Genomic DNA, 15107 nt, shown 5'->3' with positions numbered 1-15107 from the left:
AGGTGTGTCATGCGGGGATGCAGGGCAGTGATTTGGACCGAAGCCAGTTCATCAAGGCGGCAGCGTCGTGCCCGATTGCTGGTGACGACGTCGATTGCCGGGTTGATGATGGCAAATATCGCGGTTGCCCAGGAAGCGCCCTCCATCCAGCTGAACACTATCGTTATCGATGGCGATACCAGCCCTGTTGGCCCCGACAAAGGCTATATCGCCAAGAATACGATGACAGGCGCCAAGACTGACACGCCGATCCGTGAAATCCCCCAATCCATTTCTGTTGTTACCCGGGAGCAGATGGATGACCGGTTCTCGGAGCAAATCGAGGATACGATAGCCTACACTTCCGGTGTGACCGCCTCACCCTGGGGTGTTGATGATCGCTTCGATCAATTCCTGATCCGTGGCTTTGACATTGGCCCATACGCCGTTTATCGCGACGGCCTGCCACAAAAGGCCATCGACTTTTCTGGCTTCAAAGCCGAGCCGTACGGCCTGGAACGGGTGGAGGTGCTCAAGGGGCCGGCATCAGTCCTCTATGGCTCGAATGAGGTTGGCGGTATCGTCAATCTCGTGACCAAACGCCCGACGCAGGACCCGCTTTACAGCGCATATGCGAGCTACGGATCCTTCAACACCTATGAGACGGGGATTGATTTAGGCGGTCCGCTCGACAAGGAAGGCGTGTGGACCTATCGCCTGACGGGTCTTTTCCGCGATGGGCAGACGCAAACGGATTTTTCCAGGAACAACCGGGTGTTCATCGCACCCGCGATCACCTGGTCACCTAGCGCCGACACGTCGCTGACAATTCTCGCCAACTACCAGTGGGATGAACTGACGCCGAATACGTTCCTGCCAATCGCAAGTCCGGACTTCCCGAATATTCCGAAATTCTCTCGTAGCTTCACCACATCTGATCCGAATTTCGACCGGTTCGATGCAGACCACGGCTCCATCGGCTATGAGTTCGAGCACAGCTTCAACGATGAGTGGAAGGTCTGGCAGAATGTCCGCTACTCGCGGCAAAATACGGATTACAGGCACCTCTATTATTCGAGCATGGTCGACGATGCCACGATGGGCCGCACGGCCTTCACGGTTGACGAAACGGCAACGCTGTTCAGCATCGACAATGGTGTTCAGTATGATTATGAAGGAAAACGCATCAAGAACACCTTGCTGATGGGCCTGTCATACGACCGCCAGACAGTTGATGGTCAGAACGGCTTCGATACCGGGCCGAGCCTCGATATCAATGACCCCGTCTATGGCATCGATGTTCCTTCTCCTCCAATTTATGTCGATCGCCGCCAGACCGTCGATCAGATCGGACTTTACGCTCAAACCCAAACCAAATTCGACGATCGCTGGTTGCTTACTCTGGGGGGGCGCCAGTCCTGGGTGGAAGACAAGACCTTTGACCGCTTGAGCAATTCAACCAGCGAGCAATCGGACAGTGCCTTCTCTGGAAAGGTAGGTCTCGGATACTTGTTCGATAATGGCTTGACGCCTTACATCAGCTATTCCGAATCCTTCACACCAACCATCGGTCAAGGCTTCTCCGGTCAGTCATTCTCGCCTTCCGAGGGTCAGCAGTACGAAGCAGGCGTGAAGTATGAGCCGGACTATTTCCCGGGAACGGTCACCGGCTCGGTTTTCGAGATCACCAAGTCCAACGTGCTGACGCCAGACCCTGATAATCTAGGATTCGACGTTCAGACGGGCGAGGTGCGCCATCGCGGCTTCGAGCTCGAGACCGTCGTGAACCTCTTCCACGGTGTCAGCCTCACTGGCAGCTATACTTATCTTGATGCGGAAATCACATCGAGCAACGTCGACGGTGAACTTGGTAATCGGCCGGCGCTCGTGCCGGAACATCAGGCGTCTCTCTGGGCCAAATACACCTTCGAGAGCGGGACATTCGAAGGTCTTAATATCGGTTCCGGCGTTCGCTATGTCGGTAGCTCCTTCGGTGACAACGCCAATCAGATCGAGGTCGGGTCCTATACTCTGGTCGATGCAGCTATCAGCTATGAGAAGAACGGCTGGAAGGGGTCGCTGAAGGCGAACAATGTGTTCGACAAAGAGTATTACTCGACCTGCGCTGGTGACAGTACCAATACCAGTTGCATCTATGGCGAAGGGCGGGCCATCAAAGCGACACTTTCGGCCAAGTTCTAGCGAGCATATGATGAACGGATCCGCCTTTTCGCTGAATGGTATCGGCTACGACGTTGATGGACGGACACTGCTCCATCCATTGACGCTGGACATTCCACAGGGCGAGGTGGTCGGTATCCTTGGCCACAACGGGTCCGGAAAATCCACGCTGCTGAAGATATTGGCGCGTTTTCAGTCGCCAACGCACGGCCGCGTCGAATGTCTGGGGCAGGCGCTGGGATCGTTCCGGTCCAAGGAATATGCCAGGAAGGTTGCCTATCTGCCGCAACAGACTCCCGACACCGACGGCATGACCGTAAGGGAAGTCGTTGCTCTTGGCCGCTACCCCTGGCACGGGGCGCTCGGACGTTTCTCCAGTAACGACAGGGCCAAGGTTGGGGAAGCACTGGAGCTGACATCGATGACGGCGATGGCTGATCGCATTGTCGATACTCTGTCCGGCGGTGAACGCCAACGTGCCTTCCTGGCGATGCTGGTTGCTCAGGACACCGAGTGTCTGCTTCTTGATGAGCCGATCTCGGCTCTCGACATCAATCATCAGATCGAAGTGATGCGCCTGATTCAGAAGCTGGCGCACGATCACGGTCGCTCCGTGCTTATCGTTCTGCATGACATCAACATGGCAGCGCGCTATTGCGACCGGTTGATTGCACTTTCCGGCGGCAAGCTCGTGGCTCACGACGAGACCGAAACGCTGATTACTGCGGACAGGCTCGATGCGATCTATGGCGTGCGCATGGGGATATTCCGGCATCCGGAAACGCAAGCGCCCATCAGTTACGTCCTCTAAGCCAATGTCCTCAATACGCAGACGCGACTTTCTGTTTGGTGTGGCGGCAACGCTTGGTTGTTTGCCGGCAAAGGCGCAGGGCGCAAGTTCTACTCCGAGAGTTGTTTCGTTGGACTATGGTCTGGCGCAGACATTGATTGAGCTTGGCGTGCCACCAATCGGGCTGATTGACACGACGGGATGGGCGAACTGGACAGTGGAACCGCCTTTGCCGCCAAACGTCGCCAATCTCGGCTCCTCCCATGAGATCAACATGGAGCTGTTGCAGCTGTTGATACCCGATCTGATTGTGTCAACGCCGTATCTTGAATGGGTCAGGCCCCAGCTGGAGCAGATCGCGCCGGTCAAATCGTTCCCGATACACGCACTCGGGTCATCACCGTTTCCCCATATCCTTGACGCGACGCGGGAACTCGGCAGCGTGCTTGGTCGCACGGCAGAAGCGAAAGCGCTGATCGATCGTTCGGAGATGGAATTGCGTGCAGCACGGGCGGCGACCAGCCATCTCGGCAAGGTCGCAGTGATTACCTTCATCGACGAACGCAATATCCGGATATATGGACCTGGCGGCATTTTTCAGGATGTATTCGATCGTCTTGGGCTGGAGAATGCCTGGACGCGGCCAACCAACGAATGGGGATTTGGCGATATCGGTATGGCCGATCTGTTTGATATTGGCGACGCGCGGCTCTTTTACATGGATCCGGTACCACCGGATGTGCTCGCAAACTTGCCGGGTAGTCCCCTTTGGCAAAGCATGCCGTTCGCGCAATCAGGGCATGTTCGGCGCATGGCGAGCGTGCTGATGTTCGGCACATTGCCTGCGGCAACCCGTTTTGCCCGATTGCTCGTCGAAGGCAGCACATGAAACATATTGCTGCCCGTCCATGGCTCACCACCGGCTTGTTGTGGTGCATGGCCGCCGCCATCGCTACGTTCAACCTCGGTCCGTTGATCGGCAGCACCGGAGTACGTGCGGTCTTTTCGCTGCCGTCAGCCGGTGACAGCCAGGCAGTCCTTCTGCACTATAGTGTATTGCCACGGCTGATGATGTCTTGCGTCTGCGGCTTCGCACTAGGACTATCCGGGGTGCTTTTCCAGCATGTGCTGCGCAATCCTCTCGCTTCACCTTCAACGTTGGGCGTGGAGGCAGGGGCCCAACTCGCGCTCGGTGTCGCGATGCTTTGGTTTCCAGCGCTTCTCGGCTGGAGCCGCGACACGGCAACGGCTTTCGGTGGCTTCGCCGCGATGGCCGTCGTCTTTGCCGTCGCATGGCGGTTCAAGTTCCAGCCGATTGCCGTCATCCTGACAGGCCTGGTTATGGGCCTCTACTGTACGGCAATCGTTACGCTGCTGACGCTGATGAACGACCACTATCTGTCAGGTCTGTTCGTCTGGGGTGGCGGATCGTTGAACCAGAACGATTGGCGCTCGGTTGTGGGACTTTTCCCGAAAGTCGTCGGCTGTACCGTACTTGCGCTGCTGCTGGTCCGGCAGCTGAGTGTCCTGACGCTTGGTGAGGCAGCGCAAGGACTTGGAGTCAAACTGCAATTTGTCCGGGCCGCGGCGCTGTTTGTCGCCGTGGCCCTGACGACGTTCACGGTCAGCGCTGTAGGTGTGATCGGCTTTCTGGGCCTTGCTGCGCCGGTGATCGCGAGAGCTATTGGTGCCCGGCGGATCAATACAAGGCTCATTGTTGCTCCGCTCGTCGGCGCTGCATTGCTGATCATCGTTGATCAGATCATGCAAATTTATACCGCAAAAACAGGAAGTTATGTTCCGACCGGTGCTGCGACTGCGCTGATCGGAGTGCCGGTACTTCTGTTCGTGATGCTGAAGCGTGGCGGTTCGCTGCAAACGGCGGTTCAAAGCGGATCGTCCCCCGTCGCAAGCAGCCGGCCCCTGATGCTGATAGTGACGCTTGCCGGTCTTGTCTTGGCCGTTGCAATGGTCGCTATATTTGTCGGCAGGGGCGTCGACGGGTCATGGATAAGCAGCACCGGCGCGACATTGAAATCGCTGCTGCCATGGCGGCTTCCCCGGCTCGTAGCCGCAACTTCCGCGGGTATCATGCTGGCGCTTGCCGGCAGCCTGTTGCAGCGTCTGACCGGCAACGCCATGGCCAGTCCGGAGGTTCTGGGCGTCAGTGCCGGAACAGCGTTCGGATTGCTTTGCATCTTGTTTGTTGTATCGGAACCGACCATTAGCCATCGACTTATCGGCGGCTTTTTGGGTGCCGGGTCAGTTCTCGCTATCCTCTTCGCGATGAGCCGCGCGGCGCACTCCGGGAATCAGTTTTTGATGTTCGGCGTATCATTGGGGGCGTTTCTGACTGCGTTGATCTCCGTCGTCCTCGCCTCAGGTGACCCGCGAGCCCTGTCGCTGATCAGCTGGATGGCCGGCTCGACCTACGGGGTGAGCAGTGCCATGTCATTGACTATATCGGCATTGGCGATCGTCGGCATCATCACGGTTATGCTCCTCGTTCGCCCGCTGCAGCAATTCGCTTTGGGTGATCTGTCGGCGCATTCGCACGGCGTTGATGTGAAGAAGCTGCAGATCGTTATTCTTGCCGTAGCCGCGCTGCTGACAGCCATGGCCACGCTGATCGTGGGTCCGTTGAGCTTCGTCGGCTTGATGGCTCCGCATCTCGCTCAGCGGCTTGGGCTGACACGCGGCCTGCCGCACCTGATGGGCTCGGCGCTATGCGGAGCGTTGCTCATGGCAACAGCCGATTTCATCGGCCGCACCGCCCATTTCCCGTGGCAACTGCCGACAGGACTTGTCGCTACGCTGCTGGGCGGACCAGTGTTTGCGCTGCTGCTTATCCGCGGCCGCCGTTTGTCTAAGCTGCACTAAGGGTTTGCTGACACGCGCGGTGCCCATCTCTGATCATGAAATTGACGAGAGTTCTGGATACCCCCATTTCTTCGGCAATATCCTTCTGCGGAATGCCGTCTACACGATGGCGGACAAATGCGTCCTGGGTGCGTTTCGGCAGATTGTTCAATGAGTTCAGCACTTCCCATAAGGTCTCTGTGGTCACCAGACAGTCGAGCGCGCTGACGCTCGGAGCGGGAATGGATTCCATACCGTCGACGGGTGTCATGTTGAGCTTTTCATAGGACCGTTTGCGGGCCTCGTCCAGGGCCAGATTGTAGACCATGCGGCAAGCATAGCCGACCGGGCAGCGAATGCAGCTTGGACGCATGGTACATGCCTTGAGGACAGCATCATGAAATATATCCTCCGATTGCGTGCGAGAATGCAGTACGCCTTCAGCAATTTTCATGAGTTTTGGCTTATATCGTATCAATGCATCGACAAGAACATTGCCATCGTAAAGATTTACTTCTTTTTGCATTTGGATATCTTCTGATAGATGGTTTGCAATGATGGATATAAGGCTTTGTTCGGGCATTTTTATTTAAAATGCTCGAGTAAAATAGCCCGGGACGTTGCGAGAATAGCTATAAAATAATATGATAAAACGAGTCAAGTTATTAAGTCAAAATAGTTAGATGCTGTTCTCGCCACCTTTCGACGACCTGCAGCAATCGGGCGCAGGAATCGGGTTGAATTCGCGCGCCGATTGCACGATTTTTACCGCAGTTGAAACGCGAGGGCCGTGCGATGGGCCAGACAGTGCATCACTATCTTATTTTCGAAACCGCCGGTGGCTTCTGCGGTATTGCCTGGAGCAATATCGGGATCACACGCTTTCAGTTACCGACAAAAAGTGCCGACGCGACAGAGCGGTTGCTGCTTCGCAGGCTACCTGACGCTGAACGCGGCCAACCCTCCGAGCAAGTGCTTCAAGCGGTGGCTGCGGCAAAGCGCTATTTTGAGGGTGAAGAGATCGACTTTTTCGGCTTCAAGCTCGATTTGGGCGAGCAGGACGAATTCTTCGAGCAGATATATGCTGCGGCACGGCAGTTGGGTTGGGGCCGCACGACCACCTACGGTGCATTGGCCAAGCAACTTGGCGCAGGACCGGAGGCCGCGCGTGATGTCGGCCAGGCCATGGCCAGGAACCCGGTGCCGTTGATTATTCCCTGCCATCGCGTATTGGCAGCCGGGGGCAAAGTCGGTGGTTTCTCCGCGCCCGGAGGCTCCGTCGCCAAGGCGCGCATGCTCGAGCTGGAGGGTGTTCATTTCGAATCACCGCAACCGGCGCAGAAATCGTTTGGGTTCTAAGGAACCGGAGCCGGGCATCCGGGCCCGCCAAGGCGGTTTCCATAGACAAATATCTGACCTGCGCGAACATTCGTTCCAAAGTACAACCAAAAGTATTAAAATTATGCAGAATATTGAGCCAGCAATGTTGACCCATTACACTGGTTTTTTAGTATATTAGTTTTATACAGAATAGTATCGGATAGAGCGTCGCTTTGCATTTTGGCATAGAAACATGACTAAGTCATTGAAAAAACAACAATATTAGCGACAACGGCAAGCTGGCGCTTGCATAAGTAACTTGAAAAGTTTACGACTTTAGAATCATAATAGGGGACCATAATACTGATTCGTTTGTAGTGAACTGGAGGCGGTTGCTATCGGCACCGACACCTGGAGGAGGATAAATGAATTTTGGCATTTTGGTACGAGGTTTGGTTGCCGGAGGTTTTGCCGCTTTAACCTGCCTCACAAGCCCCGCCTTGGCAGCTACAGCAACGGGGAGTTTTGCTGTCAGGATCACGATAACGACCGAGTGCAAGCTGGTATCTGCTTCCGATCTGGATTTTGGATCGCATGGTGTCATTGATGCCAATCTCGACTCGACCAGCACCATCAGCGTGCAGTGCACGACCGGTACCCCCTATAATGTGGGTATCGGACTGGGTACAGGAAGCGGAGCTTCGCTTACCGCCCGCTTGATGACCGGACCAGGCGCCGCCACCGTCAGCTACAATCTCTACCGCGATGTCAACCATACGAATGTCTGGGGGACTACGGTGTTGACGGACACGGTATCAGGTACGGGAAATGGTGCCGTGCAGCCGATTACGGTGTTTGGGCGCGTTCCGCCCCAATCCACGCCGGGTGCGGGTGCCTATAGCGACACAGTTGCAGTAACCGTTACTTACTGAACCATCTTTCAAGGAGAACCGAATGCGGACCATGCTATATGGCATCGGCGCGATGAGCCTCTTCATGCTCTTTTCCGGTGTGGCCCAGAGTGCTTCCTTACGTGTTTCACCAACCAATCTCGAGATGATCGCACCGGGCAGTGCCGGCGTTCTCACATTGACGAACGAGGCCAAGCGGCCGATCAATGTGCAGATCCGTGTGTTCCGCTGGACGCAGATAGATGGCGTGGAACAGCTGGAACCGACGAACGACGTCATTGTCAGTCCTCCATCCACGACCCTGCCAAGCGCCAAGGAATATGCCGTTCGTGTCGTGCGGGTTACGAAAAAGCCGGTTGCAGGCGAGGAAGGCTACCGCATCATTGTTGACGAATTACCAGATCCATCGCGCAAACGGGCAGGCACTGTCGCGCTTGTCGTTCGCTATTCGATCCCCGTCTTCTTCAAGGATGAGGACGCTTCGCCGCCGAAGGTGGCTTGGGGACTCGTGAAATCGAAGGGCGCCCTGATGCTGAGGGCGCGCAACACAGGCGATACAAGGTTGAGGCTTGCCGACGTGCAACTAACCCAAGGTGGCCGCGTACTCGGCAATCGCAAGGGACTGGTCGGCTATGTTCTTGGCGAATCGAGCATGGAGTGGCCCATCGCTTCGGGCAAATCGGTTTCCTCCGGGTCGGCCGACCTGAAAGCGCAAAGCGATTTCGGACCGCTTAATGCCGATGTTTCTATCAGCGGCCGGTAGAGCGCTGGCGATTTTTTGCATGGGCCTCTGCACGCTCTCATCTGGTCGAGCCCAGAACCAAGGTCCACCGATACCTGATCAGAACATATCTCAGAGCATTGAGGCGGGAGATTTTTATCTGGAGGTTTTTATCAATGATACCTCGACTGAAATGATTGGAGCTTTCAGACAACTTGCCGATGGCGGTCTGTCGGCCACACCGCAGGAATTGCATGAAGTCGGGTTGAAGGCCGACACCAAGGTTCGCGAGCCCAACGGCTCCGTAAGACTCGAGGATGTCCCTGGTCTCGACTATCGGATAGATGCAGCCACGCAACGGCTCTACGTCACAATTGATGACAGCGCTCGTGCGGCGAAGGTCATTGACATAAGTCCCAAGGGAACAACGGACGACAAGGCGCAAAAACCCCAGTCGAGTTATGGCGCCGTGCTGAATTATTCGCTTTTCGCGGGCAGCAATGACCTCATGGATGGCAATGTCAAACCATTCCAGGGAATTTCCGGCGGGTTCGATGCGCGGTTCTTCAGCCCCTATGGAACGCTGAATCAATCCTTTACGGCAAACATGTCGGATGGCGAGCTCGAGGGAGTGAAAAGGCTAAATACCACGTGGAGTTATTCCGATGCCGAACGGCTGATCACCTACCGCGCCGGAGATTTCATCTCGGGAGGCCTGCCGTGGACACGGCCGGTCTTTCTCGGCGGCATGCAGGTGCAGCGCAATTTTTCCCTGCGTCCAGATCTCGTAACGTTGCCCGTGCCCATTCTTTCGGGCACTGCGGCGGTGCCCTCGACACTTGAGGTCTATACGCAGAATGTCAGGACGTATAGCGGGGCAGTGCCTTCCGGACCATTCGAGGTGACAAACTTTCCTGTTTTCTCCGGACAGGGCGAGGCGCAGATTGTCCTGCGGGATACGTTGGGGCGCGAGACGCGAACGACGCTGCCATTTTATTCGTCGAGCCTGTTGCTGCAAAAAGGGCTGATCGATTTTTCTGCGGATCTCGGCTTTCCGCGCCGAAACTACGGTACCGAGTCCAACGACTATGACGGTGCTCCGATGGGCGTCGCCACCTTCCGCTATGGTCTCACCAATTGGCTGACGCTGGAAGGGCATTTCGAAGGCGGGGTGGATCTACTCAACGGCGGTATTGGGGCGGCGTTTCCACTAGGCGCCTATGGAGTAGCCTCTGTCGCTGCCGCTGGAAGTAGTCATGATGGCGACACCGGCATGATCGTCAACGGCTCTGTAGAGGTTACGCACGGCAACTACACCTTGTTCGCGCGCTTGCAACAGGCTTTTGGTAGCTACGATGACATCGCCTCTGTGTCCGCAGACGATGAACTCGATCCGATTTTTGATCCGAGTGGCGTCACCGTCTTCAGCCCACGCGTGCCGCGGTCGCTGGCGCAGGTCACCCTGTCAACGCCGGGGCCATTCGATCGCAGCAACCTGAACTTCTCCTATACGCAGCTCGACCTCGACAAAGGCGATGACAGCAAGATCATAGGGGCGTCCTTCAGCCAGTCATTGTTCAAGAGCAGTTCATTCTATGCCACTGCCTTCACAGACTTGGAAGACAGCAAGAGTTTCGGTGTCTTTGCAGGGCTGACCATCCCGTTCGACAATGACATCAATGTTTCGACAGGTTACGAGCAGACCGCTGATGGACCAGCGGGATTTATCGATGTGGCGAAATCGGAGAGGCAAGAGGAGGGCAGCTATGGATGGCGCCTGAGAACCAGCGAAGGCAGCAACCCGGATCGTTCTGCGTCCGCGAGTTACCGGGCGCGCTATGCGAGGATCGAAGGCAGCGTGCAGCAGTTCAACGATACGGTTCGCGCCAATGCGCAGGTTGATGGTGCGATTGCCGTGGCTTCGGGAGGCGTCTTTGCCACCAACCGCATAGACGATGCCTTCGCGGTCGTGGATGTCGGCGCGCCGGATATCGACGTTTCATTCGAGAACCGCCCGGTTGGGCGTACAAACCGAAGCGGACGGATACTGGTGCCAAATCTCAGATCGTATGAGCCGAATATCGTGGCCATCGATCCGAAAAATCTGCCCGTCGACGCAAGCGTCGGCTCGACGCGCAACGTGGTTGTGCCCGCAGATCGCAGCGGCGTGGTTATCAATTTCGACGTGGAACAAACGACCGCTTCTGCACTTGTTACGCTTCTTGATGCGAGCGGTAAGGCCTTGGACGCCGGCCTGCGTGGCCATGTGGAAAGGACAGGAAAAGAATTTGTGATCGGATATGACGGCGAAGCCTATATTTCCGCGCTTGGAGCACAGAACGACATTGTTGTCGACCTCCAGGATGGCAAGAGTTGCCGGGCGCGTTTTCCGTATCAGGCAAAGCAGGGAACGCAGGTCAAAATCAAGAGTGTGGTTTGCTCGTGAAACGTTTGCTGACCGGTTTTCTGCTGTTCATTGGCCTGCAGATGTTGCCTACACAAATCCACGCCCAGTCCTGCACATTCAGTACCTCCAATATGATATTTTCCGGAAGCCCATTGTCCGGCGCCGCAATCAACGGGACAACAAGCCTCACGGCAAATTGTTCGGCGGCACTCGGTCTGTTCCGCCGTGTCCTGATCTGTCCCAACCTCAATGCAGGCACCGGCGGCGCAACCTCAGCAGCGCGATTGATGACCGGCCCGATAGCGCTCAACTATCAACTCTACCAGGATTCGGCCCGGCAAACCGTCTGGGGATCATGGATGTGGGCGTTTCCCGCCAGACCCCCGCAGTTTTTTGTCGACATACCCGCGGTGCTGGGCTCCGGGTCGACAACCGTCACAATGTATGGGCAAATCTTCCCCAATCAGGCGACGGCCCCGGTCGGGAGTTATTCATCAAACTTTTCCGGAGCCCAGACGACGTTCCGTTATCGTTTTGACGACGGGGCAGGATGCGCCAATCTCTCGGGAGCATCAGGAACCACCAACTTCACCGTCAGCCTGCAGACCGTAAAGGATTGCCTGGTGTCGGCACAGAATATCGATTTCGGCAATCGCGGTGTATTGAGCGCCAATATCGACCAGAATGGTCAGGTGGCGGTCAACTGTTCACCCAACACACCATATGTCGTGGCGCTTGGTCCGGGCGGTGCGAATGCCGGACCGACAGCAAGACGCATGACCAAGGGCGCCGAATTCATCACCTATGGTCTTTACCGGGATGTGGCACGCGCCTTGCCTTGGGGAGACACTTCGGGCACCAATACGCTTGGCGGTACCGGGAGTGGTGTGACGCAAAACTTGCCTGTCTATGCACGCATTCCGCCTCAGACTACACCGACGCCTGGACTCTACAGCGATACAATCATCGTGACGGTGACCTATTGACCGTTCGGGATTTACCGCATTCGAACAGGTGATCAATAATCGATGATGCCTTCCAGCGCGTAATGTTTGACGGTCCTGCGGTTGGCGATCAGTTCTTCGACCGTGGGGCTCCCCGTCATCGCCCGGGAAATTGCGAGCTTCGTCGCTTCGTAGTTGGTACGGTAAAGGTCCTTGTGGTCGAGATTTTCGTCGTCGACGCAGCGGGGATCAAGCCAGACGGTGATGATCATGCAGATTTCATCGGCCTGATCGCGGGGGAGAATATCTTCGATGAGACAGTCGACGATGGCATCGCCCATCGCCGCCTGTACGACCCCGCCAAGCAGTTCCGCATATGCCATGTTCTTGATGGTGACCTTGGTGGTCATCATCGTGGCCGGCCGTACCGCCTGGTTGAGATCCCGCACCACGAACATGCGGGTGTGACCCTTGACCTGCCCCATCATCGACGCAAATGCCTGCCCGACCGGACCCCTGACCGAGCCGATGACAACCTCTGGCATGGCGTCGGTCACCTGACCCTCTGCAGCCAAAACCGTTGCTTCACCCGTACGAAACCAAATATCAGTCATGTGCTTCCCTCTCGATTGCAGGCAGAACCTAACGGCATCGCCGGTACTGGTCCAGCGGACGAAAAGTCGCTCATTGCGGCCAAGCGCATGCTGTGTTTGGGGACTTCGGATCGAATCCGGATATTGCCCCCTTGAGTTCGAGGCGCGATTCGAATAGGAATGACGCATCAGGCCGGGCCCCTCTGGCAGTTCATGGAACTGCGATGTCGGACTGAGTGTTCAACTGGATGGCCTGGTTTCCTGGAATACAATCGACCGTAATTTTTCACAGTTCAGTCCGCATTCCAAACGAAAGTGCAGATTGCCGTTGCTTTGTGATTTCGGATATTTCATGGAATTTGGGCGCCCCCAATTATTGAAAACGGGTACCACATGAGCGAACTTCTCAGTGCCAGCGCACTTTCAGCCCTTCTCCAGGTCATCATGATGGATCTGGTCCTGGCTGGCGACAACGCAATCGTTATCGGCTTGGCCGCGGCTGGTCTGCCCAAGGATCAGCGTGCCAAAGCCATTCTCCTCGGTATTATCGCAGCCACGGTGCTTCGCATCGTCTTTGCCATCGCCACCACCCAGCTGCTGCAGATCATCGGTCTCTTGCTTGCGGGCGGTATCCTCCTGCTTTGGGTTTGCTGGAAAATGTGGCGAGAGCTTCGCACCAGCCATGCTGAAGAGACCGAAGCCAATGAGGCACTGCTACGGGGGGATATCGATGGTGACGGGCAAATAGCTGCGGGTGCTCCGCGCAAGACTTTCGCGCAAGCTGCATGGCAGATCGTCATCGCAGACGTTTCGATGTCGCTCGACAATGTGCTGGCTGTGGCCGGCGCGGCGCGCGATCACATTGAAATCCTTGTTTTTGGCTTGATCCTGTCGATCGCGCTCATGGGTATTGCCGCAAGCTTCATTGCGCGCCTGCTCCAGCGTCACCGCTGGATCGCCTATGTCGGTCTTCTGATCATTCTCTACGTGTCACTGGAGATGATCTATCGCGGAGCCAATGAGGTCTTCGCATACGCGAGCGTCTGATTGAATTGCCGGCGGCGCAATGCGCCGCCGGCAATTCGACTATTGGATTACGGCCCTTGTTGCCGACCCTGCTAAAGCTAGAGCCTTTCATACTTAAATAGAAACAGTTCTGTTTCTCGGATGGCGAGACAAGCCACGCGGAAGGTGGCGAGGCCGATGTTTTTCCATCGTCCGACGCCGCCTGACAAAGTGGTTGGCCGCCAGTCGGAAACCCGAAGGGGCCGGGTGAATTCGGGCCAAATCCTTCGGGCTACGGCATCGTCCGATGGAAAGGCATCGGCCTCGCCAAACCCCTCGACCTTGTCCGCGAATTCCCTCCGGCAGAACGCTTCTATTTAGGTATGAAAGGCTCTAAGTTTCAAAGATGCGGGTCCGGTATCGTCTGAGCAATGCAACACTATAAGAAGCCGTGGAGCGGATGGGGCGCACTGGCGTCTGTTGCCCTGCATCTGTCGGTGGCATTTCTGTTGCTGTTCCGGCTGTCCGAGGCGCTGCCGAAGCCACCGGAAGAAGCTATCAAGGTAGAGGTCGTGCCTCCGGTGCCGCCCAAGCCGCCGGAGAAGAAACAAAACAAGCCAGCCGAGAGCAAGCCGCAACCGGCGCCGCCGCCATCTCCGCCCGCGGCGGCCCAGGCATTCGAATCCGCTATGGCCAAAACCGACGAGAAGGTGACTGAGCCCCAGCCGACTCCCCAAGAGCAAGAGGCGCCTAAAAGCGCCGATTCAACACTGCCAGACGCATCTCCGGCAAAGCCGGTGACGGAGCCGCCTGCAGAGAAGGCAGCCTCCGTCAGCAAGCCGGACCTGCCAAAACTTGATGTTCCCGTGACGGATAGGGGCGATGTACCGCGGAAGGACGAAGCTCCTACGGCGCAACAGGTAGCGGATGCAAAAGCGGCAGCGCAAAGTGAGAAGGCACCTGCAGAGAAGAAGCCGGCGGAGCCGAAAAGCAGCAAGCAAAAGCCGCTTAGACTTACCCAAGCGAAGAAACTGTTTTCACCTGATGCCTTGTCGGACCCGAGGGTGAGACAGGCTATAGGGAATCTGCCCCGAAATCAGCGGATATTGCAATTATGCGGCAGTGAGGCAATGCAACAGGTGCGCAACCAAAGGCCTGAGGCCGACTTGCTGGCATATAGCCCCTCCGGCCGAACCATCGCGAGCGGTACATTGAGTTCCCGGGAGGGGGCATTTCGCAACAGGTCCAACTGGTACAATCTGGACTTCAAATGCCAGGTCGATGCGGCAGCGATGGAAGTTGTTTCCTTCAGTTTCGGGATTGGCAACCCGGTACCGCGAAGCGATTGGCACGCGCGCAAGCTGCCCGTAGACTAGTTGCCGGCGACTTGGGTGAGG

General features: G+C 56.5%; 13 protein-coding genes. 11 read left to right on the top strand and 2 right to left on the bottom strand.

The features are described 5' to 3' along the window. Positions 1-27 precede the first annotated feature (27 nt). The 4 genes from C7476_RS14190 to fhuB all read left to right on the top strand — a co-directional run bounded on the left by C7476_RS14190 (position 28) and on the right by fhuB (position 5830). Entirely contained in the window at positions 28-2181 is a 2154-nt protein-coding gene (locus tag C7476_RS14190) for a TonB-dependent siderophore receptor (protein WP_181872445.1), read from the top strand. A 7-nt stretch (positions 2182-2188) separates the two neighbouring features. Continuing rightward, the gene (locus C7476_RS14185; protein ID WP_114430561.1) at positions 2189-2971 is read left to right on the top strand and encodes an ATP-binding cassette domain-containing protein; all 783 of its coding nucleotides are present in this window, start codon (positions 2189-2191) and stop codon (positions 2969-2971) included. Positions 2972-3080: 109 nt separating this feature from the next. Further along, the gene (locus C7476_RS14180; RefSeq protein WP_181872444.1) at positions 3081-3839 is read left to right on the top strand and encodes an ABC transporter substrate-binding protein; all 759 of its coding nucleotides are present in this window, start codon (positions 3081-3083) and stop codon (positions 3837-3839) included. Next, on the top strand, positions 3836-5830 hold the full coding sequence (fhuB, locus tag C7476_RS14175; RefSeq protein ID WP_114430559.1) for a Fe(3+)-hydroxamate ABC transporter permease FhuB: 1995 nt from the start codon (positions 3836-3838) through the stop codon (positions 5828-5830). The genes C7476_RS14180 and fhuB overlap by 4 nt, the downstream gene beginning before the upstream one ends. Here fhuB and C7476_RS14170 read toward each other — a convergent pair. Beyond that, entirely contained in the window at positions 5817-6335 is a 519-nt protein-coding gene (locus C7476_RS14170; RefSeq protein ID WP_181872443.1) for a sigma-70 family RNA polymerase sigma factor, read from the bottom strand. The genes fhuB and C7476_RS14170 overlap by 14 nt on opposite strands. A gap of 269 nt (positions 6336-6604) precedes the next feature. Here C7476_RS14170 and C7476_RS14165 point away from each other — a divergent pair, with 269 nt between their 5' ends. The 5 genes from C7476_RS14165 (at position 6605) to C7476_RS14145 (ending at position 12154) form a co-directional block, all read left to right on the top strand. Continuing rightward, positions 6605-7168, top strand: coding sequence for a methylated-DNA--[protein]-cysteine S-methyltransferase (locus C7476_RS14165; protein ID WP_114430557.1), 564 nt, complete (start codon positions 6605-6607; stop codon positions 7166-7168). Between the two features lie 386 nt (positions 7169-7554). Then, entirely contained in the window at positions 7555-8061 is a 507-nt protein-coding gene (locus tag C7476_RS14160; protein ID WP_114430556.1) for a Csu type fimbrial protein, read from the top strand. Between the two features lie 22 nt (positions 8062-8083). Continuing rightward, positions 8084-8803 carry a fimbrial biogenesis chaperone gene (locus C7476_RS14155; protein WP_114430555.1) on the top strand — a complete coding sequence of 240 codons (720 nt, stop codon included), beginning with the start codon at positions 8084-8086 and terminating at the stop codon, positions 8801-8803. A 151-nt stretch (positions 8804-8954) separates the two neighbouring features. Continuing rightward, a complete protein-coding gene (locus C7476_RS14150) occupies positions 8955-11207 on the top strand; it encodes a fimbria/pilus outer membrane usher protein (protein WP_342633341.1) in 2253 nt (750 codons plus the stop codon). Continuing rightward, positions 11204-12154 carry a Csu type fimbrial protein gene (locus tag C7476_RS14145; RefSeq protein WP_147274653.1) on the top strand — a complete coding sequence of 317 codons (951 nt, stop codon included), beginning with the start codon at positions 11204-11206 and terminating at the stop codon, positions 12152-12154. Before C7476_RS14150 ends, C7476_RS14145 begins: the two co-directional genes overlap by 4 nt. A gap of 32 nt (positions 12155-12186) precedes the next feature. Here the strand turns inward: C7476_RS14145 and fae are convergent, their stop codons facing one another. Then, on the bottom strand, positions 12187-12726 hold the full coding sequence (gene fae / locus C7476_RS14140; protein ID WP_114430552.1) for a formaldehyde-activating enzyme: 540 nt from the start codon (positions 12724-12726) through the stop codon (positions 12187-12189). A 372-nt stretch (positions 12727-13098) separates the two neighbouring features. Between fae and C7476_RS14135 the strand changes: the two genes are divergently transcribed. Together C7476_RS14135 and C7476_RS14130 are read left to right on the top strand one after the other, a co-directional pair. Beyond that, positions 13099-13752, top strand: coding sequence for a TerC family protein (locus tag C7476_RS14135; RefSeq protein WP_114430551.1), 654 nt, complete (start codon positions 13099-13101; stop codon positions 13750-13752). Positions 13753-14141: 389 nt separating this feature from the next. After that, positions 14142-15086 carry a DUF930 domain-containing protein gene (locus C7476_RS14130; protein WP_114430550.1) on the top strand — a complete coding sequence of 315 codons (945 nt, stop codon included), beginning with the start codon at positions 14142-14144 and terminating at the stop codon, positions 15084-15086. The last annotated feature ends 21 nt before the right edge of the window (positions 15087-15107 follow it).

It is taken from the genome of Phyllobacterium bourgognense, from assembly GCF_003337575.1.
Taxonomy (GTDB): Bacteria; Pseudomonadota; Alphaproteobacteria; order Rhizobiales; family Rhizobiaceae; genus Phyllobacterium; species Phyllobacterium bourgognense.
Note: the sequence above shows the minus strand (reverse complement) of the source record. Positions and strands in the feature narration are given on the sequence as shown.

What these genes read in the sequence shown, in the direction of transcription:
- fae (WP_114430552.1), bottom strand. Translation starts at nt 12,726, where the DNA reads ATGACTGATATTTGGTTTCGTACGGGTGAAGCAACGGTTTTGGCTGCA.
- C7476_RS14160 (WP_114430556.1), top strand. Translation starts at nt 7,555, where the DNA reads ATGAATTTTGGCATTTTGGTACGAGGTTTGGTTGCCGGAGGTTTTGCC.
- C7476_RS14185 (WP_114430561.1), top strand. Translation starts at nt 2,189, where the DNA reads ATGATGAACGGATCCGCCTTTTCGCTGAATGGTATCGGCTACGACGTT.
- C7476_RS14135 (WP_114430551.1), top strand. Translation starts at nt 13,099, where the DNA reads ATGAGCGAACTTCTCAGTGCCAGCGCACTTTCAGCCCTTCTCCAGGTC.
- fhuB (WP_114430559.1), top strand. Translation starts at nt 3,836, where the DNA reads ATGAAACATATTGCTGCCCGTCCATGGCTCACCACCGGCTTGTTGTGG.
- C7476_RS14130 (WP_114430550.1), top strand. Translation starts at nt 14,142, where the DNA reads ATGCAACACTATAAGAAGCCGTGGAGCGGATGGGGCGCACTGGCGTCT.
- C7476_RS14170 (WP_181872443.1), bottom strand. Translation starts at nt 6,335, where the DNA reads ATGCAAAAAGAAGTAAATCTTTACGATGGCAATGTTCTTGTCGATGCA.
- C7476_RS14155 (WP_114430555.1), top strand. Translation starts at nt 8,084, where the DNA reads ATGCGGACCATGCTATATGGCATCGGCGCGATGAGCCTCTTCATGCTC.
- C7476_RS14165 (WP_114430557.1), top strand. Translation starts at nt 6,605, where the DNA reads ATGGGCCAGACAGTGCATCACTATCTTATTTTCGAAACCGCCGGTGGC.
- C7476_RS14150 (WP_342633341.1), top strand. Translation starts at nt 8,955, where the DNA reads ATGATTGGAGCTTTCAGACAACTTGCCGATGGCGGTCTGTCGGCCACA.